Origin of the sequence: Streptomyces sp. NPDC051064, assembly GCF_044455985.1 — a bacterium.
Taxonomy (GTDB): domain Bacteria; phylum Actinomycetota; class Actinomycetes; order Streptomycetales; family Streptomycetaceae; genus Streptomyces.
On sequence record NZ_JBITFK010000014.1, the window covers coordinates 65,708 to 85,537 of the forward strand.

The following is a 19,830-nucleotide window of genomic DNA, read 5'->3' on the forward strand; positions in this document are numbered from 1 at the left end:
CGGCTCCCCCATCGCCAGGTCAGCGGGTCTCCGTCGTGGCCGGTTCACGTTCCCGGCCGCTCCGGCCGCGCCGTATGCGGAGCAGGCAGCATGGTAGGCAGCACACCGGGTCCGACACCCCTGGTTCATCGGTACGTAACACGCGGAGCCCAGCTGTCACTGCGGTGAAACATCGTGCGGCATTCGTGGAAACCGCGCTGCGCGAATGTCATGGCGCATAACCGGCCCGCACCTTTTCACCGTGGTCCCGCACCCCCGCACGTGGCCGCACCGACGACGAGGAGACGCCGATGCCCCCAGGCATCACGACGCTTGCCGCAGACGCCCCGGAGCTGTCTGCCGCCAATACAGGGTTCATGCTCATCTGCACCGCTCTGGTGATGCTCATGACCCCGGGTCTGGCCTTCTTCTACGGAGGCATGGTCCGCGTCAAGAGCACCCTGAACATGCTGATGATGAGCTTCATCAGCCTCGGGATCGTCACGATCCTCTGGGTGCTCTACGGATTCAGCCTCGCCTTCGGCACCGACGTCGGCTCCGTCATCGGCTGGAGCTCGGACTTCGTCGGCCTCAGCGGAATCGGCGTGACCGAGCTCTGGGACGGCTACACCATCCCGACCTACGTCTTCGCGGTCTTCCAGCTGATGTTCGCCGTGATCACCCCGGCCCTCATCAGCGGCGCCCTCGCCGACCGGGTCAAGTTCACCTCCTGGGCCCTCTTCATCACGCTCTGGGTCACCGTCGTCTACTTCCCCGTCGCCCACTGGGTGTGGGGCGCGGGCGGCTGGCTCTTCGAGCTGGGTGTCATCGACTTCGCCGGCGGTACGGCCGTCCACATCAACGCGGGTGCGGCGGCCCTCGGCGTCATCCTCGTCATCGGCAAGCGGGTCGGCTTCAAGAAGGACCCGATGCGGCCGCACAGCCTGCCGCTCGTCATGCTCGGCGCCGCTCTCCTGTGGTTCGGCTGGTTCGGCTTCAACGCCGGTTCGTGGCTCGGCAACGACGACGGTGTCGGCGCCGTCATGTTCGTCAACACGCAGGTCGCCACGGGTGCGGCGGTCCTCGGCTGGCTCGCCTACGAGAAGATCCGCCACGGTTCCTTCACCACCCTGGGTGCCGCGTCCGGCGCCGTCGCGGGCCTCGTCGCCATCACCCCCGCGGGCGGTGCGGTCAGCCCGCTCGGTGCCATCGCCGTCGGTGTGATCGCCGGTGTCCTGTGCGCCATGGCCGTCGGCCTCAAGTACAGGTTCGGCTACGACGACTCCCTGGACGTCGTCGGCGTCCACCTCGTCGGCGGCGTCATCGGCTCGCTCCTCGTCGGCTTCCTCGCCACCGGCGGTGTGCAGTCCGACGCCAAGGGTCTCTTCTACGGCGGCGGGCTCGACCAGCTCGGCAAGCAGGCCGTCGGTGTCTTCGCGGTTCTCGCATACTCTCTGGTCGTCTCCGCGGTGCTGGCCTTCATCCTCGACAAGACCATCGGGATGCGGGTCAGCGAGGACGACGAGGTCTCCGGCATCGACCAGGTCGAGCACGCCGAGACGGCGTACGACTTCAGCGGCGCCGGAGGCGGCGCGGCCCCGCGCAACACTCCGGCCCCCGGCGCCCCGGCAGCCCCGACGAACAAGAAGGTGGACGCATGAAGCTCATCACCGCAGTCGTGAAGCCGCACAGGCTGGACGAGATCAAGGAGGCCCTCCAGGCCTTCGGCGTCCAGGGCCTCACGGTCACGGAAGCGAGCGGCTACGGGCGTCAGCGCGGACACACCGAGGTCTACCGTGGTGCCGAGTACACCGTCGACCTCGTACCGAAGATCCGTATCGAGGTGCTGGTCGAGGACGAGGACGCCGAACAGCTCATCGACGTGGTCGTCAAGGCGGCCCGGACGGGCAAGATCGGTGACGGCAAGGTCTGGAGCGTCCCGGTCGAGACCGCGATCCGCGTACGGACCGGCGAACGCGGCCCGGACGCACTCTGACCGACGGTTCCTCGAACGGAAAGGCAGCTGGGTGACGAGCACCGAAGTGACCACCGAATCCGAGGACTCGGGACCCAGCGGGTACGCGGCGGCCCGGCTGCGTCTTCTCCAGGAGAAGACGCGGTCCGGGCCGCCGCGCCGTGCCGCTCTGGCCCGGCTCACCGACGACTGGCTCACCGGCCTGTTCACCGCCGCGGCCGAGCGGGCGGGTGTCCGGGGCGCCGCCCTCGTCGCCGTCGGCGGATACGGACGCGGCGAGCTCTCCCCGCGCAGCGACCTCGACCTCCTGCTCCTGCACGACGGCACCGCCGACGCCGGAGCCGTCGCCGCGCTCGCCGACGGGATCTGGTACCCCGTCTGGGACCTCGGCCTCGCCCTCGACCACTCCGTACGCACCCCCGGCGAAGCACGCAGGACCGCGGGGGAGGACCTCAAGGTCCAGCTCGGACTGCTCGACGCGCGCCCCGTCGCCGGAGATCTCGGCCTCGTCGCCGGACTGCGGACCTCGATCCTCGCCGACTGGCGCAACCAGGCCCCCAAGCGCCTCCCCGCCCTCGACGAACTCTGCCGCGAGCGGGCCGAACGCATGGGTGAGCTCCAGTTCCTCCTGGAACCCGACCTCAAGGAGGCCCGCGGCGGCCTCCGGGACGCCACCGCCCTGCGTGCCGTGGCAGCCTCCTGGGTCGCGGACGCGCCCCGCGAAGGGCTCGCCGAGGCGCGGCGCACGCTCCTCGACGCGCGCGACGCACTCCACCTCACCACCGGCCGGGCCACCGACCGCCTCGCCCTGCAGGAACAGGACCAGGTCGCCGGGGCCCTCGGCCTCCTCGACTCCGACGCCCTGCTGCGCCAGGTGTACGAGGCCGCCAGGACCGTCTCGTACGCCACCGACGTCACCTGGCGCGAGGTCAACCGAGTCCTGCGGGCCCGCTCCGTCCGGCCACGGTTGCGGACGATCCTCGGCGGCGCCAAGGCCGCACCGGAACGCACCCCGCTCGCCGAGGGTGTCGTCGAGGCCGACGGCGAGGTGGTCCTCGCGCGCACCGCCCGCCCCGAACGCGACCCCGTGCTCACTCTCAGGGCCGCCGCCGCGGCGGCGGAGGCCGGGCTGCCGCTCTCCCGTCACCTCGTACGCCACCTGGGAACCGCGGCGCAGCCACTGCCCGTGCCGTGGCCCGCCCAGGCCCGCGAGGAGCTCGTCACCCTGCTCGGTGCCGGCGAAGCCACCGTCGGCGTCTGGGAGGCCCTGGAAGCGGAAGGCATCATCACCCGCCTGCTGCCCGACTGGGAGCGCGTGCACTGCCGGCCGCAGCGCAACCCCGTCCACACCTGGACCGTCGACCGGCACCTCGTCGAGACGGCCGTCCGCGCCTCCCACCTCACCCGCCGCGTCGGCCGCCCCGACCTCCTCCTGATCGCCGCCCTGCTCCACGACATCGGCAAGGGGTGGCCCGGGGACCACTCCGTCGCGGGCGAGGTCATCGCCCGCGACATGGCCGCCCGCATCGGCTTCGACCAGCAGGACGTGGGCGTCGTCGCCACGCTCGTACGCCACCATCTCCTGCTCGTCGAGACCGCCACCCGGCGCGACCTCGACGACCCCGCGACCGTCCGCTCCGTCGCCACAGCCGTGGGCAGCGCCTCCACCCTGGAACTCCTGCACGCGCTCACCGAGGCCGACGCCCTGGCCACCGGTCCCGCCGCCTGGAGCTCCTGGCGGGCGTCCCTCGTCGCCGACCTGGTCCGACGCGTCGCCGCGCTCCTGGCCGGCGAGGAACCCCCAGCGCCGGAGCCCCTCGCGCCCAGCGCCGAGCAGGAACGCCTGGCCGTCGAGGCCCTGCGCACCCGCGAGCCCGTCCTGTCCCTGCACACCCGGCCCGAACCGGCCGCCGAGGACGGCGGACCCCAACCCGTCGGTGTCGAACTCCTCATCGCCGTGCCCGACCGCCCCGGCGTCCTGCCCGCGGCGGCCGGAGTGCTCGCCCTCCACCGCCTCACCGTGCGCGCCGCCGACCTGCGCGCCGTCGAGCTGCCCACCGAGATGGGCGAGTCGGCCGGCCTGCTGGTGCTCAGCTGGCGGGTCGCGGCGGAGTACGGCTCGCTCCCGCAGGCCGCCCGGCTGCGGGCCGATCTCGTACGCGCCCTGGACGGTTCCCTGGACATCCGGGCCAGGCTCGCCGAACGCGAGGCGGCCTATCCACGGCGGCGCGGGGTGAAGGCCCCGCCCCCCAGGGTGACCGTCGCGGCGGCCGGCTCGCGCCTGGCCACCGTGATCGAGGTCCGCGCCCAGGACGCCCCCGGGCTGCTGCACCGGATCGGCCGGGCGCTGGAGCAGAGCGCGGTGCGCGTGCGCAGCGCCCATGTCTCCACGCTCGGAGCGAACGCAGTGGACGCCTTCTACGTCACGGACGGCGACGGTGAGCCACTGGCTCCTGAGCGGGCCGCGGAGGTGGCCAGGGAGGTCGAGAAGGAGCTGGGCTGAGCCCCCGCCCCGGGCCCGTTCGTCACGAGAAACGGGCGAGGGCTTTGCGTTCTCCGGGGTCCGGATACCCTGGAGAGCGACTGACCTGCCACGCCCCCGACCCTGAGGACCGACGAGCGCCGTGTTCGATACTCTCTCCGACCGCCTTAGCGCGACTTTCAAGAACCTCAGGGGCAAGGGCCGCTTGTCCGAGGCGGACATCGACGCCACGGCTCGCGAGATCCGTATCGCCCTGCTCGAAGCTGATGTCGCGCTCCCCGTCGTCCGGTCCTTCATCGCCAAGGTCAAGGAGCGGGCTCGGGGCGTTGAGGTCTCCCAGGCGCTGAACCCTGCGCAGCAGATGATCAAGATCGTCAACGAGGAGCTCGTCTCCATCCTTGGCGGCGAGACCCGGCGGCTCAGGTTCGCCAAGAACCCGCCCACCGTGATCATGCTCGCGGGTCTCCAGGGTGCCGGTAAGACCACCCTCGCCGGAAAGCTCGGTCTCTGGCTCAAGAGCCAGGGCCACTCCCCGCTGCTCGTCGCCTGTGACCTCCAGCGCCCCAACGCCGTCAACCAGCTCAGCGTCGTCGCCGACCGTGCGGGCGTCGCGGTGTACGCGCCGGAGCCGGGCAACGGTGTGGGCGACCCGGTCAAGGTCGCCAAGGACTCCATCGAGTTCGCCAAGGCCAAGGTCCACGACATCGTGATCGTCGACACCGCCGGCCGCCTCGGCATCGACGAGGAGCTGATGAGGCAGGCCGCGGACATCCGCGACGCCGTCAGCCCCGACGAGATCCTCTTCGTCGTCGACGCGATGATCGGCCAGGACGCGGTCAACACCGCCGAGGCCTTCCGCGACGGCGTCGGTTTCGACGGTGTGGTGCTCTCCAAGCTCGACGGTGACGCCCGCGGTGGTGCCGCCCTGTCGATCGCCCACGTCACGGGCAAGCAGATCATGTTCGCGTCGAACGGTGAGAAGCTCGAGGACTTCGACGCCTTCCACCCCGACCGCATGGCGTCCCGCATCCTCGACATGGGTGACCTGCTCACCCTGATCGAGCAGGCGGAGAAGACCTTCAGCCAGGAAGAGGCCGCCAAAATGGCCTCCAAGCTGGCGTCGAGCAAGGGCAAGGACTTCACGCTCGACGACTTCCTGGCGCAGATGGAGCAGGTCAGGAAGATGGGCTCCATCTCCAAGCTGCTCGGGATGCTGCCCGGCATGGGGCAGATCAAGGAACAGATCAACAACATCGACGAGCGCGACGTCGACCGCATGGCCGCGATCATCAAGTCGATGACCCCGAAGGAACGCGCCGAGCCGACGATCATCAACGGCTCGCGCCGGGCCCGTATCGCCAAGGGATCCGGTGCCGAGGTCTCCGCGGTCAAGGGGCTCATCGAGCGGTTCTTCGAGGCCCGCAAGATGATGTCGAAGATGGCCCAGGGCGGCGGCATGCCCGGGATGCCGGGTATGCCCGGCATGGGCGGCGGCCCCGGCCGTCAGAAGAAGCAGGTCAAGCAGGCCAAGGGCAAGCGCAAGAGCGGCAACCCGATGAAGCGCAAGGCCGAGGAGCAGGCCGCGGCGGCCCGCCGTGAGCAGGCAGCGCAGGGTGGCGCGCTGGGTCTGCCCGCCCAGGAGGACAAGAACTTCGAACTCCCGGACGAGTTCAAGAAGTTCATGGGCTGACCGGCCAGGAACACGGACGAAGGGGCGCCCTGCCCGGCGGGGCGCCCCTTCGCTGTCCCGTGACGACCGTTACGACACGCACACCAGGTAGCGGAAGACGTTCGGCATCCACACCGTGCCGTCGGGCCGCAGATGCGGATGCAGGGCCTCCGCGACCTCCTTCTCCACCTGGGTACGGTCCGTCGCCCGTATAGCCGTGTCGAACAGCCCGGTCGACAGCAGCCCGCGCACCGCGCTGTCCACGTCCGCGTAGCCGAACGGGCAGGACACCCGGCCCGAGCCGTCCGGCTTGAGCCCGGCCCGCGCCGCCACCTCTTCCAGGTCGTCCCGGAGCGCGGGCCGCCAGCCGCTCCCGGAGCGCGGGGCGCGCGCCGACTCCGTGAGCCGGGCCGCCACCCTCAGCACCGGAGCCGTGGCACACCGCTCCGGCGGTCCCCAGCCGGCCAGTACCACCGTGGCTCCCCGCACGGCCAGCGGAACGGCGGAGGCGAGAGCGGGCGCGAGCCCCTCTGAATCCCCGGCCGCGCAGCCGATCGGCTGGAAGGCGGTCAGCAGGTTGTACGGCGCCCCGCCGTCGGGGGCGGCCGCCGGAATGCTGTCGACGAGCCTCGCCCGCGGCTCCGTGCGGCCGGGGCCGGCGTCCTGCCCCTGGCCGGAGGCGAGGCGCTCGCGGGCCAGGGCGAGCCGTTCGCGGTCGGTGTCGACGCCGGTGACGCGCGCCCCGCGTGAGGCCGCGATCAGCAGCGCGAGCCCGGAACCGCAGCCGAGGGAGAGCATCCGCGTACCGCCCCCGACTTCGAGGCGCTCGTACACCGCCTCGTAGAGCGGTGCCAGCATGCGCTCCTGGATCTCGGCCCAGTCACGGGCGCGGGTACCGGCGTCCACCGGGGCGGAAGAATCCGCGTACCTGTGGTGCCGGACGAGCGTAGGTGTCATGGAATGCGCCCCAATCCGCCGTGAGGTCGGTCGTGCCCGAGTGAGGTCCCCCATGTCTATGTGCTGTGTGTGTGCGCCCACAGCCCCCGTATGTCAGAGAACTCCGCATCGGCGGTCCCGTCCAGAGGTGGGACGGAGTGGGATGGCATTGCTCGCGTGCTCCGGCCGTGCGCCCCCGGGCGCACCTTTGCGGACGCGGGCGCCGGGAACAGCATGCCTGCTGCTCGCTTCCTCACAGTCTTACCCGACACGCGGGGCGCAGCACGTCGAGCGCCCCGGCCGCCGGTCACGACCGGTGTGCGGCCGTCGCTCCGTGCCGGGTACTGTCACTCGCGGGGCGCCCGTCCACGCCGGTGCGTACGTGTTGCTACGTACCACCTTGGTGCGAGCTGTGAGGCTTCTCCACTGATCTGCGCACCCGCCCTCGTCCGGACGCATCAAGGGCAACTGACTGGTACGTGCAAATTATTTGAGATGCCCCGGAATAGGAACACCGGAGCACTCAGGCTCGTTGTCACGACGTGAGCACGACACCACCTGTACTTGCCGCAGAGCTGGCACAGGCGTGGGCCGACATTCAGCGGTACCACCCCGAGCTGCCCGATCTTGCCGCGCCAGAGTCCCTGATCGGAGAGTCCTCGTCCGCCTGTGGCGCCGAGCTCTCCTTCGAACGGCTGCTCCATGAGGCAGTCCACGGCATCGCCGCCGCGAGAGGTGTCCGGGACACCTCCCGGGCCGGCCGCTACCACAACCGACGCTTCCTCGCGATCGCCGAGGAGCTGGGCCTCGATCATGCCGAGGAACCCCACCCCAGCAGCGGATTCTCGCTGGTGACGCTGAATCCCGAGGCCAAACGCAGATACCGCCCGACGACCGAACGGCTGCAGCGGGCGCTCAAGGCGCACACCGTGGCCACCGCGGCGGACACCAAGCGCTCGTTCCGCGGTCCCGCCGCCCGGCACGGCTCGTCCGGGGGAGGGGTGCGGGTCAAGGCCGTCTGTGACTGCGGGCGCAACGTCCGCGTCGTCCCCTCCGTCCTCGCGCAGGCTCCGATCGTCTGCGGTGGCTGCGGCAAGCCCTTCCGTATCCCGGAAGCGGCGGTCGCGGTGGGGTGACCCGATGTGGTGTGGCACAATGGACAGCTGTACTCGACAGTCGCACAGGACCCCTCTCTCCTCCGGCTGACGCGTCCATCGGGCACCCGAGTACCGCAACCCCACGTGGCATCTTTTGTGCCCAACCACGTCAGAGACCAGGAGACACCACTTCCGTGGCAGTCAAGATCAAGCTGAAGCGTCTGGGCAAGATCCGTTCGCCTCACTACCGCATCATCGTCGCCGACTCCCGTACCCGCCGTGACGGCCGGGCCATCGAGGAGATCGGCCTGTACCACCCGGTACAGAACCCCTCCCGCATCGAGGTCAACGCGGAGCGCGCACAGTACTGGCTGTCCGTCGGCGCCCAGCCGACCGAGCCGGTCCTCGCGATCCTGAAGCTCACCGGTGACTGGCAGGCCCACAAGGGCCTCCCGGCCCCCGCGCCGCTGCTGCAGCCGGAGCCCAAGGCTGACAAGCGCGCCCTGTTCGAGGCCCTGGCCACGGACGGCGACGAGGCCAAGGGTGAGGCCATCACCCAGAAGGCCAAGAAGTCGGACAAGAAGGCGGACGAGGCGGCTGACGCTGCTGCGTCCACCGAGTCGACCGAGGCCTGAGCATGCTCGAGGAGGCTCTTGAGCACCTCGTGAAGGGCATCGTCGACAACCCCGACGATGTGCAGATCGCCTCGCGTGACCTGCGCCGTGGACGCGTGCTCGAGGTCCGGGTTCACCCCGACGACCTCGGCAAGGTGATCGGCCGCAACGGCCGCACCGCACGCGCCCTGCGTACCGTCGTGGGTGCCATCGGCGGCCGTGGAATCCGTGTCGACCTCGTCGACGTGGACCAGGTTCGCTGAAAGAGTTGAACACCGGCCAGGGCCGGGGAGGGCTTTCGAGCCGTCCCCGGCCTTTGTCGTCCGTACATGACCGCCTCCTCAAGTAAGAGATCACCGGGAGAAGTAGCGTGCAGTTGGTAGTTGCGCGGATCGGTCGCGCCCACGGCATCAAGGGCGAGGTCACCGTCGAGGTGCGCACCGACGAGCCCGAGCTCCGGCTCGGGCCCGGTGCCGTGCTGGCCACGGAGCCGGCCCATGCCGGGCCACTGACGATCGAGACCGGCCGGGTGCACAGCGGCAGGCTGCTGCTGCGGTTCGAGGGCGTGCGCGACCGTACGGCCGCCGAGGCGCTGCGCAACATCCTTCTGATCGCCGAGATCGACCCGGCGGAACTGCCCGAGGATCCCGAGGAGTTCTACGACCACCAGCTGATGGACCTCGACGTCGTCCTCACCGACGGCACGGAGATCGGCCGGATCACCGAGATCACGCACCTGCCGTCGCAGGACCTGTTCATCGTGGAACGGCCGGACGGCAGCGAGGTGATGATCCCGTTCGTCGAGGAGATCGTCACCGAGATCGACCTGGAGGAGCAGCGGGCCGTCATCACCCCGCCCCCGGGCCTGATCGACGAGAGTGAGGCGGTGATCGCCTCCACGCGTGACGAGGACACCGCCTCCACGCAGGACGAGGACGGCTCCGGGAGCGACGCGGCGGCCGACGCAGGGAAGGGCGACGCGTGATGCGGCTCGACGTCGTCACGATCTTCCCTGAGTACCTGGAACCCCTGAACGTCTCGCTCGTCGGCAAGGCGCGCGCCCGGGGGCGTCTCGACGTACACGTCCACGACCTGCGCGACTGGACGTACGACCGGCACAACACGGTGGACGACACCCCCTACGGCGGTGGCCCCGGCATGGTCATGAAGACCGAGCCCTGGGGTGACGCCCTGGACGACGCGCTGGCCGGCGGATACGAGGCCGGGGCGCACTCCCCGGTGCTCGTGGTGCCCACGCCGAGCGGCCGGCCCTTCACGCAGGAACTGGCCGTCGAGCTCTCGGAACGGCCGTGGCTGATCTTCACCCCCGCCCGCTACGAGGGCATCGACCGCAGGGTGATGGACGAGTACGCGACCCGGATGCCGGTCATCGAGGTGTCCATCGGGGACTACGTCCTCGCGGGCGGGGAAGCCGCCGTCCTGGTGATCACCGAGGCTGTGGCCCGGCTGCTGCCCGGGGTGCTCGGCAACGCCGAGTCGCACCGCGACGACTCCTTCGCGCCCGGGGCCATGGCCGACCTGCTCGAGGGGCCGGTCTACACGAAGCCCCCCGAGTGGCGGGGACGTGACATTCCCGAGGTGCTGCTGAGCGGCCACCACGGCCGGATCGCACGCTGGCGACGGGACGAGGCCTTCCGCCGTACCGCTCTCAACAGGCCCGACCTCATCGAGCGTTGCGAGGCCTCGGGCTTCGACAAGAAGGACCGCGAGATGCTCTCCATCCTCGGCTGGTCCCCGGGGCCCGACGGACGATTTTGGCGCAGGCCCGAGGCCGTGGAAGAATAGGCCCGCTGTACGTCCGGCGTGCGCCCCTGCCACAGGGGGAAAGACGCCCGCCCGATGTGATCAGCATCCGAACTTCACTCTCTCCCGTCGATGACCTGTGGCATCGGCGAAGAAAGCAGACAACATGACTTCCCTGCTCGATGGCGTCAACGCCGCCTCGCTCCGTACCGACCTCCCGGCGTTCCGCCCGGGTGACACGGTCAACGTCCACGTGCGCGTGATCGAGGGCAACCGCTCCCGTATCCAGCAGTTCAAGGGCATTGTCATCCGTCGCCAGGGCTCGGGCATCAGCGAGACCTTCACGGTCCGCAAGGTCTCCTTCAGCGTCGGCGTCGAGCGCACCTTCCCGGTGCACAGCCCGATCTTCGAGAAGATCGAGCTCGTCACCCGCGGTGACGTCCGTCGCGCCAAGCTGTACTTCCTCCGTGAGCTCCGCGGCAAGGCCGCGAAGATCAAGGAGAAGCGCGACCGCTGATTCACCTCCGGCGTCCACAGCGCGGCCGGATAGGATTCGGCCCCGATGGACACGGAAGCACAGCACATGGAGCGCGATCGTTCCTCCGGCCCCGCAGAAGGGGCGGAGGAGGGGTCGCGCTCCACGCATGTGCGGGACCGGCCGGCCGGGTCGATCACCTGGGGGCGAACCGTCTTCCTGGGCATGCTCTGCACGGTCGCCCTGCTGCTCTTCAGCGCCTTCGTGCTGCAGCCCTTCCTCATCCCCAGCGGCTCGATGCAGCCCACGCTGCGCGTCGGGGACCGGGTCCTCGTCAACAAACTGGCGTACCGTTTCGGCTCGGAGCCCCACCGCGGCGACGTGGTGGTCTTCGACGGCACCGGATCCTTCGTACAGGAGACGGCGTCCGACGGGAACGCCGTCGGCGCGCTGCTGCACGGGGCGGCCGCGTCCCTGGGACTGGCCGAACCCGCCGGGTCCGACTTCGTGAAGCGGGTGGTGGGCGTGGGGGGCGACCGTGTGGTCTGCTGCGACAAGCGGGGGAGGCTCGAGGTGAACGGCGCCCCGGTGGACGAGGAGTATCTGCACCCGGGTGATCGCCCGTCCGACGTCTCCTTCGACATCGTGGTGCCCGACGGCAGGCTGTGGGTGATGGGCGACCACCGCAGCAACTCGCGGGACTCCAGGGACCACCTGGGGCAGCCGGGGGGCGGCATGGTGCCCGTGGAGCGGGTGATCGGACGGGTCGACTGGCTCGGCTGGCCGCTCGGCAGGCTCGGCTCCCTGGAGGGCACCGACGCCTTCACCGGCATACGGCCGGCGGACGCGGACCATGGGTAACCGGGGGCGTAGGCCGGGAGCGCCGGACACCGGCCAGCCGCTGCCCACCGGGTCGAGGCCGGCCACGGGCCGCTCACTGCCCACGCGGGCGGAGCGCCGCAAGCTGGCCCGCAGGGTGAAACGCCGCCGGCGCCGGTCCGCGATCAAGGAGATACCCCTCCTCGTCCTGGTCGCGCTGCTGATCGCGCTCGTACTCAAGACCTTCCTCGTCCAGGCCTTCGTGATCCCCTCCGGGTCGATGGAGCAGACCATCCGGATCGGCGACCGGGTGCTGGTGGACAAGCTGACGCCCTGGTTCGGCTCCGAACCGCAGCGCGGCGACGTGGTCGTCTTCAAGGACCCGGGTGGCTGGCTGCAGCAGGAGAACACGGCCACCGAGGACCCGCCCGCCGGGGTCAAACAGGTCAAGGAACTGCTGACCTTCATCGGACTGCTGCCCTCCGAGGACGAGCAGGACCTGATCAAGCGCGTGGTGGCGGTCGGGGGCGACACCGTGAAGTGCTGCGGCGCCGACGGCAGGATCACGGTCAACGGCGTGGCGCTCGACGAGCCGTACCTGAATCCCGGCGATGTGCCCTCCACTCTCAAATTCGAGGTAAAGGTTCCCGAGGGCCGCATCTTCGTCATGGGCGACCACCGGTCGAATTCCGCCGACTCGCGATTCCATCTCGACAAGCCGGGGAAGGGCACGGTTTCGGAGGACGAGGTCGTGGGGCGGGCCGTGGTGATCGCCTGGCCCTTCGGGCATTGGCGCAGGCTGGAAGAGCCCGGAACGTATGCCTCCGTTCCCGAGGGGGGCGTCGGAGCGACCGCTGCGAAGGCCCCGTCGAATAGTGTGTCCTCCCAGGATCGCAACGGAATGGTCCTGCTCCCGACCCCTGCGGAACTCCCGCTCGTTATGGGAGTGGTGGGCCTGCGCCGAATCGGGCGCGGGCGGTGGCACGGAGTGAGGAGTGGATGTGGGGGATTTGGCGGTCGGCGCACGATCCGGACACGACGAACCCGAGGACCGGCCTTCGAGCGACGGGGTCCCGGTGGAGGCGGAGAGTGACGGCGAGTCCCCGGGCGGTGGCAGTACGGCGGTGAAGAAGCCGCGTTCGTTCTGGAAGGAGCTGCCGCTCCTCATCGGCATCGCGCTCATTCTCGCGCTGCTGATCAAGACGTTCCTGGTACAGGCGTTCTCCATCCCCTCGGACTCCATGCAGAACACCCTGCAGCGGGGTGACCGGGTGCTGGTCGACAAGCTGACTCCGTGGTTCGGTTCGGAGCCGGAGCGCGGAGAGGTCGTGGTCTTCCACGACCCGGGCGGCTGGCTGGAGGACACCGCGACGCCCGAGCCCAACGCGGTGCAGAAGTTCCTGAGCTTCATCGGACTGATGCCGTCCGCCGAGGAGAAGGACCTGATCAAGAGGGTCATCGCCGTCGGCGGCGACACCGTCCAGTGCAAGAAGAACGGGCCGGTGACGGTCAACGGCAAGGCGCTGGACGACAAGTCGTTCATCTTCGAGGGCAACAGTGCCTGCGACGACGAGCCGTTCGGGCCGATCCACGTGCCCGAAGGCCGGATCTGGGTGATGGGCGACCACCGGCAGAATTCGCTGGACTCCCGTTACCACCAGGAGCTTCCCGGTCAGGGCACGGTTTCCACGGACGAGGTGGTCGGTCGGGCCGTGGTCGTGGCCTGGCCCATCAACCGCTGGGCGACCCTCCCGGTGCCGAAGACGTTCGACCAGCCCGGGCTGAACGCGGCTGCCTCGGCGGCCGTTCCGGGAGCACTCGGTGTAGCCGGAGCGCTGCCCCTCGTGTTCTGGCGTCGCCGCAGGCTGACCCGCGGGCATACCGCCGGGTAGGGTGCCGCTCGGATCAGCGATTGTCGATCTCCGATGGGGGAGCGCTGGGATGAGTGGATCAGAACGTGACGACGGCCGCGGCCGGCTCGGCAACGTGTTGTCGAACCTGGCCGTGGCCGTCGGCTGTGTGCTCTTCCTCGGCGGTTTCGCCTGGGGAGCGGTGGTGTACAAGCCGTACACCGTGCCGACCGACTCGATGACGCCGACGGTGAACGCCGGCGACCGGGTCCTCGCGGAGCGGATAGGCGGCGGCGACGTGCGGCGCGGAGACGTGGTCGTCTTCACCGACTCGACGTGGGGCGACGTGCCCATGGTGAAGCGGGTCGTGGGCGTGGGCGGCGACAAGATCGCCTGCTGCGACAAGGAAGGCCGGCTCACCGTCAACGGCAAGCCCATCGAAGAACCGTATCTGCGCGGGGAGGGCGCCTCGTCCCTCCTCCCGGCGGACGGGAACGCCCCGGCCTCGCCCCAGAACTTCACGGCCGATGTGCCCGAGGGCCAGCTCTTCCTCCTCGGGGACGAGCGCAACACCTCCATGGACTCCCGCGTCCACCTGGAGGACCCGGGACAGGGCTCGGTGCCGCGTGGCGCCGTCCAGGCGCGGGTGGACGCCATCGCCTGGCCCATGAACGGCATGATCGGCCGGCCCGACGCCTTCGCGTCCCTGCCCGGCGGCGTGTCGTCCGAGGGACCGCTGCCGCTGCAGGTGGGCGCCCTCGTGGCGGGTGTGGTGCTCATCCTGGGCGGGGCGTCCTACGGACCGCTCGCGGCGCGCTCCGGACGGGGGAGCAAGAGGCCGAAGGTGTCCGCCGGTGCTCACTGAGGCACGCAAGGTCGCTCGCGTGGTGCTCCTGGGCCCGGACGACCGGATCCTGCTGCTGCACGGCTTCGAGCCGGCGAACCCGGCCGAGAGCTGGTGGTTCACCCCGGGCGGCGGCCTGGAGGGTGACGAGACCCGCGAGGAGGCCGCCCTGCGTGAGCTCGCCGAGGAAACCGGGATCACGGACGTCTCCCTCGGTCCGCTGCTGTGGACGAGGACCTGCTCCTTCCCGTTCGACGGGCGGCGCTGGGACCAGGACGAGTGGTACTTCCTGGCCTGTACGTCGCAGACCGCGACCGACCAGAAGGGGCTCACCGAGCTGGAGCTGCGCAGTGTCGCCGGTCTGAGGTGGTGGACTTCCGCCGAACTTCTCGCCACGCGTGAGACGGTGTACCCGACCAGGCTCGCCGGGCTGCTGCGCACGTTGCTCGACGAGGGTCCCCCGAGTGATCCGCTGGTTCTCGCCCCCGAAATCGTCTAATCGGCCAGGGGTGCGTGGGGCTGACGCACAATAGGGGGACGCACGGCTGAAGGGGAACATGCCATGAGTGCCGAGGACCTCGAGAAGTACGAGACCGAGATGGAGCTGAAGCTCTACCGGGAGTACCGCGATGTCGTCGGTCTGTTCAAATATGTGATCGAGACCGAACGGCGCTTCTACCTCACCAACGATTACGAGATGCAGGTGCACTCGGTCCAGGGTGAGGTCTTTTTCGAGGTTTCCATGGCGGATGCGTGGGTCTGGGACATGTACAGACCCGCCCGGTTCGTCAAGCAGGTCCGGGTATTGACGTTCAAGGACGTGAACATCGAGGAGCTCAACAAGAGCGACCTCGAACTCCCGGGCGGCTGACCCCGGCGTGCTCCTCCGATATCCCGGTTCACTCGTCCGAGTGGCCGGGATATCCACATCGGGCTGGTTGTCCACCAAGATCCAATAGATCGGGCGGGGCGCGTCACAGTCGGTGCCGGAGGTGGTGCCGATATGAACGCACGGGGGGCACTCGGGCGGTACGGCGAGGATCTGGCGGCACGGCTGCTGGCCGACGCCGGTATGACTGTGCTGGAGCGCAACTGGCGGTGTCGCGCAGGAGAGATCGACATCGTCGCCAGGGACGGCGACGCGGTGGTCGTCTGCGAGGTGAAGGCCCGCAGGGCGGGCTCCTTCGAGCATCCCATGGAGGCCGTCACACCGGCCAAGGCGGAGCGGCTGCGCAGGCTCGCCGAGATCTGGCTCGACCGGCACGGCGGGCCGCCGCCCGGCGGGGTCCGTATCGATCTGATCGGCGTGGTCCTGCCCAGGCGTGGCGCCCCGGTCGCCGAGCATGTGCGGGGCGTGGCCTGATGGGGTTCGCGCGGGCGTGCTCGGTGGCGCTTGTCGGCGTCGAGGGCGTGGTGGTGGAGGTCCAGGCCGATCTGGAACCGGGCGTGGCGGCGTTCACGCTCGTGGGCCTGCCGGACAAGAGCCTGGTGGAGAGCCGGGACCGGGTGAGGGCCGCGGTCGTCAACTCCGGGGCGGAGTGGCCGCAGAAGAAGCTCACGGTGGGGCTGTCCCCCGCCTCCGTACCCAAGGGCGGTTCGGGATTCGATCTCGCGGTGGCGTGCGCGGTGCTCGGCGCGGCGGAGCGGATCGACCCCGCGGCCATCGCCGATGTGGTGATGATCGGGGAGCTGGGCCTCGACGGCAGGGTGCGCCCGGTGCGCGGGGTGCTGCCCGCGGTCCTCGCGGCGGCCGAAGCGGGGTACCGGCACGTTGTCGTCCCGGAGCAGACCGCGGGGGAGGCCGCGCTCGTGCCGGGACTCTCCGTCCTCGGCGTACGGAGCCTGCGCCAGCTGATCGCCGTCCTCGGAGACGAACCCGTGCCCGAGGAGCCGGCCGCCGACCGGGGCCGCCCCGACACGATGCTCGCCGGGCTGATGGTGCCCGGAGCGGGCCTCGGCACGGGGCTGGCCCCGCTGTCGGCCGACGGCACGGCGCACCGGCCCGATCTGGCCGACGTCGCGGGCCAGGGGCGAGCGCGCAAGGCCCTGGAGGTGGCGGCGGCAGGGGGACACCACCTGCTGCTCTCCGGGCCGCCCGGGGCGGGCAAGACCATGCTGGCCGAGCGGATCACGGCGATCCTGCCGCCCCTTTCCCGGCAGGAATCCCTCGAAGTGACGGCGGTGCACTCGGTCGCGGGCATCCTCCCGCCGGGTGAACCCCTGATCAGCAGAGCGCCGTACTGCGCCCCGCACCACTCGGCGACGATGCAATCACTCGTGGGCGGGGGGAACGGCCTGCCGCGGCCGGGAGCGGTGTCCCTGGCGCACCGGGGCGTCCTCTTCCTGGACGAGGCCCCGGAGTTCTCCGGCCGGGCCCTCGACGCGCTGCGCCAGCCCCTGGAGTCCGGACATGTGGTGGTCGCACGCGCGGCCGGGGTCGTCCGGCTGCCCGCGCGCTTCCTGATGGTCCTGGCCGCGAACCCCTGCCCGTGCGGCAGGCACACCCTGGCCGGGGCGGGCTGCGAGTGCCCGCCCTCCGCTGTCCGCCGGTATCAGGCGCGGCTGTCGGGCCCGTTGCTCGACCGGGTGGATCTGCGCGTCGAGGTCGAGCCCGTCGGAAGGGAGGACCTGATGGGGAGCGGCGGCCGCGGGGAGTCCTCCGCCGAGGTGGCCGCCCGGGTGCGGGCAGCCAGGGAGCGCGCCGTCGAGCGGCTCGCGGGCACCCCCTGGACCACCAACAGCGAGGTACCCGGGCATGAGCTGCGGACCAGGCTGGTCGCGGCCCCCGGCGCCCTGAAGGCGGCCGAGCGGGACATGGAGCGTGGCGTCCTCACGGCCCGCGGCCTCGACAGGGTCCTGCGTGTGGCGTGGACCGTGGCGGACCTGAGGGCCGCCGACCGCCCGGACGCCTCGGACATCGCGGTGGCGCTGGAGCTGCGGACGGGCATCCAGCGGGGGGTCCCGATGCAGGCCGGCGCCCGGTGAACGCCCCGCCGGACCACGGCGAGCTCGAGCGGCTGGCACGCGCCGCTCTGACCCGGGTGTTCGAACCCGGGGACGAGCGCGCCGGCCGCTGGATCCGTGAGATCGGGCCCGTCGAGCTGATACGGCGTCTCACGGGCGCGGACGGACCCGCGCAGGCGATGGAGGGGATGACGGCGACCCGGCTCGCCGCGTACCGCCTGCGTGCGTCGAGCGCCGCCCCCGGGAGGGATCTGTCGGAGATCGCCGCGGTCGGCGGGCGGTTCGTCTGCCCCGGTGACCGGGAGTGGCCGAGCCAGCTCGACGACCTGGGGGACGCACGGCCGATCGGCCTCTGGGTGCGCGGCCGGTCCGACCTGCGCCTCTGGGCGCTGCGCTCCGTCGCTCTGGTCGGCGCCCGGGCCTGCACGCCCTATGGGGCGCACATGGCGGCGACCCTCGCCGCGGGGCTGGCGGAGCGCGGCTGGGTCGTGGTCTCCGGCGCGGCGTTCGGGGTGGACGGCGCCGCCCATCGCGGCGCGCTGGCCGCGGGCGGCGCGACCATGGCAGTGCTGGCCTGCGGGGTGGACGTGGCCTATCCGCGGGGACACGCCGAGCTGATCGGGCGCATCGTGGAGCAGGGCATGGTCATGGGAGAGCTGCCGCCCTCGGACCATCCGACGCGCAGCAGATTCATCCTGCGGAACAGGGTGATCGCGGCACTCACGAGAGGCACCGTGGTCGTGGAGGCCGAATACCGCAGCGGCTCGCTGGTCACCGCGAGGAACGCGCAACGGCTGGGCCGTTTCACGATGGGGGTGCCGGGCCCCGCCACGAGCGGTCTCTCGGCCGGGGTCCATGAACTCCTGCGCGGTGAGGGCGTCCTGGTCACCGACGCCGCCGAGATCTCCGAGCTGGTGGGGGACATCGGCGAGCTGGCCCCGGCCAGAAGCGGCCCCGTCCTGCCCAGGGACCTCCTCGACACCGCCTCCGCGCGGGTGCTGGACGCGCTGCCGGGGACGGGCGTGATGGAGGGGCGCGACGTGGCCAGGAGCGCCGGAGCGTCCACGGATGAAGCCCTCGGGCGGTTGTACGAACTCCACTCACTGGGGTTCGTCGAACGCGAGGGCGACGGATGGCGGTTGACGCGGGGACGGACACGCAATGGGGACGCGCGGCGAGGCGGTACTTGACCCGGAGCATTCGGGTGAAAAGGTGATGCAGATGACCTCGGCGGCACCCGGTCAGGCCTCCGGGGGCGGTGTGAGCGGTGGCGGGCCCTCGCCATCACCCCCGTCAGGCGGAGGGAGAAAGACAAGGGATTTGGCACGCAATCGCACCGCACGGTTCCCTTGTCCTGCGCGCACCGCAACACGTCGGTCACGCTACGCTCACAAGGATTCCGCCCCAGAGACACGTCCCAGCACTTCACAGCAGAACGGCTCAAGGCACCACATGCCCCAGCACACCTCCGGGTCTGACCGCGCGGCAGTACCACCGGCTGCGCGTGGCACTGTGCGTCCTCCCGCCCCCTCCTCGCTCGACGAGTTGTGGCGTTCGTACAAGACCACCGGCGACGAGAGGCTGCGGGAGCAGCTGATCCTGCACTACTCGCCGCTGGTGAAGTACGTCGCCGGCCGGGTCAGCGTGGGGCTGCCGTCCAACGTGGAGCAGGCGGACTTCGTCTCGTCCGGTGTCTTCGGGCTGATCGACGCCATCGAGAAGTTCGACATCGAGCGGGCCATCAAGTTCGAGACCTACGCGATCACCCGGATCCGCGGCGCGATGATCGACGAACTCCGGGCGTTGGACTGGATTCCGCGGTCCGTGCGGCAGAAGGCGCGCAACGTCGAGCGCGCCTACGCCACGCTGGAGGCTCAGCTGCGGCGCACACCCTCGGAGGCCGAGGTGGCTGCGGAGATGGGCATCGCCGTGGAGGAACTGCACGCGGTTTTCAGCCAGTTGTCGCTCGCCAACGTGGTGGCGCTGGAGGAGCTGCTGCATGTCGGCGGCGAGGGCGGCGACCGGCTGAGCCTGATGGACACCCTGGAGGACACCGCGGCCGACAATCCGGTCGAGGTCGCCGAGGACCGCGAGCTCAGACGGCTGCTCGCCCGCGCCATCAACACGCTCCCCGCGCGGGAGAAGACCGTGGTCACGCTCTACTACTACGAAGGCCTCACCCTCGCCGAGATCGGCAACGTCCTCGGGGTCACCGAGAGCAGGGTCAGCCAGATCCACACCAAGTCGGTGCTGCAGCTCCGGGCGAAGCTGGCCGACGCCGGACGCTGAGCACGAGCGGCTTCGGCCAACCGGCCGCCGACGCGCACCCCCCTTCGAACCGGCCCCGCCGTAGAGTGGAGGG

Annotated in this window: 21 protein-coding genes; 20 read left to right on the plus strand and 1 reads right to left on the minus strand. The window is 70.6% G+C overall.

Features of this window, described 5'->3' with window-relative positions:
- Window positions 1–290 precede the first annotated feature (290 nt).
- The 4 genes from ACIBCU_RS35830 to ffh all read left to right on the plus strand — a co-directional run bounded on the left by ACIBCU_RS35830 (window position 291) and on the right by ffh (window position 6,126).
- On the plus strand, window positions 291–1,640 hold the full coding sequence (locus ACIBCU_RS35830) for an ammonium transporter (protein ID WP_362931473.1): 1,350 nt from the start codon (window positions 291–293) through the stop codon (window positions 1,638–1,640).
- Window positions 1,637–1,975, plus strand: a complete 339-nt coding sequence (locus ACIBCU_RS35835) for a P-II family nitrogen regulator (RefSeq protein ID WP_014048583.1) — start codon at window positions 1,637–1,639, stop codon at window positions 1,973–1,975. The genes ACIBCU_RS35830 and ACIBCU_RS35835 overlap by 4 nt, the downstream gene beginning before the upstream one ends.
- Window positions 1,976–2,006: 31 nt before the next feature.
- Window positions 2,007–4,457: a [protein-PII] uridylyltransferase gene (locus ACIBCU_RS35840; protein ID WP_399236664.1), complete on the plus strand. Its 2,451-nt coding sequence runs from the start codon at window positions 2,007–2,009 to the stop codon at window positions 4,455–4,457.
- Between the two features lie 121 nt (window positions 4,458–4,578).
- On the plus strand, window positions 4,579–6,126 hold the full coding sequence (gene ffh / locus ACIBCU_RS35845) for a signal recognition particle protein (RefSeq protein ID WP_362931477.1): 1,548 nt from the start codon (window positions 4,579–4,581) through the stop codon (window positions 6,124–6,126).
- Window positions 6,127–6,195: 69 nt separating this feature from the next.
- Here ffh and ACIBCU_RS35850 read toward each other — a convergent pair whose 3' ends face one another.
- Window positions 6,196–7,062, minus strand: a complete 867-nt coding sequence (locus ACIBCU_RS35850) for a methyltransferase domain-containing protein (protein ID WP_399236667.1) — start codon at window positions 7,060–7,062, stop codon at window positions 6,196–6,198.
- 521 nt (window positions 7,063–7,583) lie between these two features.
- Here ACIBCU_RS35850 and ACIBCU_RS35855 point away from each other — a divergent pair.
- The 16 genes from ACIBCU_RS35855 (at window position 7,584) to whiG (ending at window position 19,757) form a co-directional block, all read left to right on the plus strand.
- Complete coding sequence (locus tag ACIBCU_RS35855; protein ID WP_003965961.1) at window positions 7,584–8,177, plus strand: hypothetical protein; 594 nt, start codon at window positions 7,584–7,586, stop codon at window positions 8,175–8,177.
- 155 nt (window positions 8,178–8,332) lie between these two features.
- Window positions 8,333–8,773 (plus strand): 30S ribosomal protein S16, encoded by a 441-nt coding sequence (gene rpsP / locus ACIBCU_RS35860; RefSeq protein ID WP_104789428.1) that lies wholly within the window; start codon window positions 8,333–8,335, stop codon window positions 8,771–8,773.
- Between the two features lie 2 nt (window positions 8,774–8,775).
- Window positions 8,776–9,015 carry an RNA-binding protein gene (locus ACIBCU_RS35865; RefSeq protein ID WP_362931481.1) on the plus strand — a complete coding sequence of 80 codons (240 nt, stop codon included), beginning with the start codon at window positions 8,776–8,778 and terminating at the stop codon, window positions 9,013–9,015.
- A gap of 107 nt (window positions 9,016–9,122) precedes the next feature.
- Window positions 9,123–9,737, plus strand: coding sequence for a ribosome maturation factor RimM (gene rimM, locus ACIBCU_RS35870; protein WP_399236670.1), 615 nt, complete (start codon window positions 9,123–9,125; stop codon window positions 9,735–9,737).
- A complete protein-coding gene (gene trmD, locus ACIBCU_RS35875) occupies window positions 9,737–10,558 on the plus strand; it encodes a tRNA (guanosine(37)-N1)-methyltransferase TrmD (protein ID WP_362931585.1) in 822 nt (273 codons plus the stop codon). Before rimM ends, trmD begins: the two co-directional genes overlap by 1 nt.
- Before the next feature lie 124 nt (window positions 10,559–10,682).
- Entirely contained in the window at window positions 10,683–11,033 is a 351-nt protein-coding gene (gene rplS / locus ACIBCU_RS35880) for a 50S ribosomal protein L19 (protein WP_033304056.1), read from the plus strand.
- Between the two features lie 45 nt (window positions 11,034–11,078).
- Window positions 11,079–11,852 (plus strand): signal peptidase I, encoded by a 774-nt coding sequence (gene lepB / locus ACIBCU_RS35885; protein ID WP_362931486.1) that lies wholly within the window; start codon window positions 11,079–11,081, stop codon window positions 11,850–11,852.
- Window positions 11,845–12,903, plus strand: a complete 1,059-nt coding sequence (lepB, locus tag ACIBCU_RS35890; RefSeq protein WP_362931488.1) for a signal peptidase I — start codon at window positions 11,845–11,847, stop codon at window positions 12,901–12,903. The genes lepB (ACIBCU_RS35885) and lepB (ACIBCU_RS35890) overlap by 8 nt, the downstream gene beginning before the upstream one ends.
- The gene (gene lepB / locus ACIBCU_RS35895; protein ID WP_362931587.1) at window positions 12,821–13,702 is read left to right on the plus strand and encodes a signal peptidase I; all 882 of its coding nucleotides are present in this window, start codon (window positions 12,821–12,823) and stop codon (window positions 13,700–13,702) included. The genes lepB (ACIBCU_RS35890) and lepB (ACIBCU_RS35895) overlap by 83 nt, the downstream gene beginning before the upstream one ends.
- Before the next feature lie 49 nt (window positions 13,703–13,751).
- Window positions 13,752–14,525 (plus strand): signal peptidase I, encoded by a 774-nt coding sequence (gene lepB / locus ACIBCU_RS35900; protein ID WP_399236673.1) that lies wholly within the window; start codon window positions 13,752–13,754, stop codon window positions 14,523–14,525.
- Window positions 14,515–15,003, plus strand: a complete 489-nt coding sequence (locus ACIBCU_RS35905; RefSeq protein WP_399236675.1) for an NUDIX hydrolase — start codon at window positions 14,515–14,517, stop codon at window positions 15,001–15,003. The genes lepB (ACIBCU_RS35900) and ACIBCU_RS35905 overlap by 11 nt, the downstream gene beginning before the upstream one ends.
- A 63-nt stretch (window positions 15,004–15,066) precedes the next feature.
- Window positions 15,067–15,375, plus strand: a complete 309-nt coding sequence (locus ACIBCU_RS35910; protein WP_003965949.1) for a DUF2469 domain-containing protein — start codon at window positions 15,067–15,069, stop codon at window positions 15,373–15,375.
- 132 nt (window positions 15,376–15,507) lie between these two features.
- Window positions 15,508–15,867 (plus strand): YraN family protein, encoded by a 360-nt coding sequence (locus ACIBCU_RS35915; RefSeq protein WP_399236677.1) that lies wholly within the window; start codon window positions 15,508–15,510, stop codon window positions 15,865–15,867.
- Window positions 15,867–17,489 carry a YifB family Mg chelatase-like AAA ATPase gene (locus ACIBCU_RS35920; RefSeq protein WP_362931496.1) on the plus strand — a complete coding sequence of 541 codons (1,623 nt, stop codon included), beginning with the start codon at window positions 15,867–15,869 and terminating at the stop codon, window positions 17,487–17,489. Before ACIBCU_RS35915 ends, ACIBCU_RS35920 begins: the two co-directional genes overlap by 1 nt.
- On the plus strand, window positions 17,486–18,658 hold the full coding sequence (gene dprA, locus ACIBCU_RS35925; RefSeq protein WP_362931498.1) for a DNA-processing protein DprA: 1,173 nt from the start codon (window positions 17,486–17,488) through the stop codon (window positions 18,656–18,658). The genes ACIBCU_RS35920 and dprA overlap by 4 nt, the downstream gene beginning before the upstream one ends.
- Before the next feature lie 262 nt (window positions 18,659–18,920).
- Entirely contained in the window at window positions 18,921–19,757 is an 837-nt protein-coding gene (gene whiG / locus ACIBCU_RS35930) for an RNA polymerase sigma factor WhiG (RefSeq protein WP_362931500.1), read from the plus strand.
- Window positions 19,758–19,830: the final 73 nt, after the last annotated feature.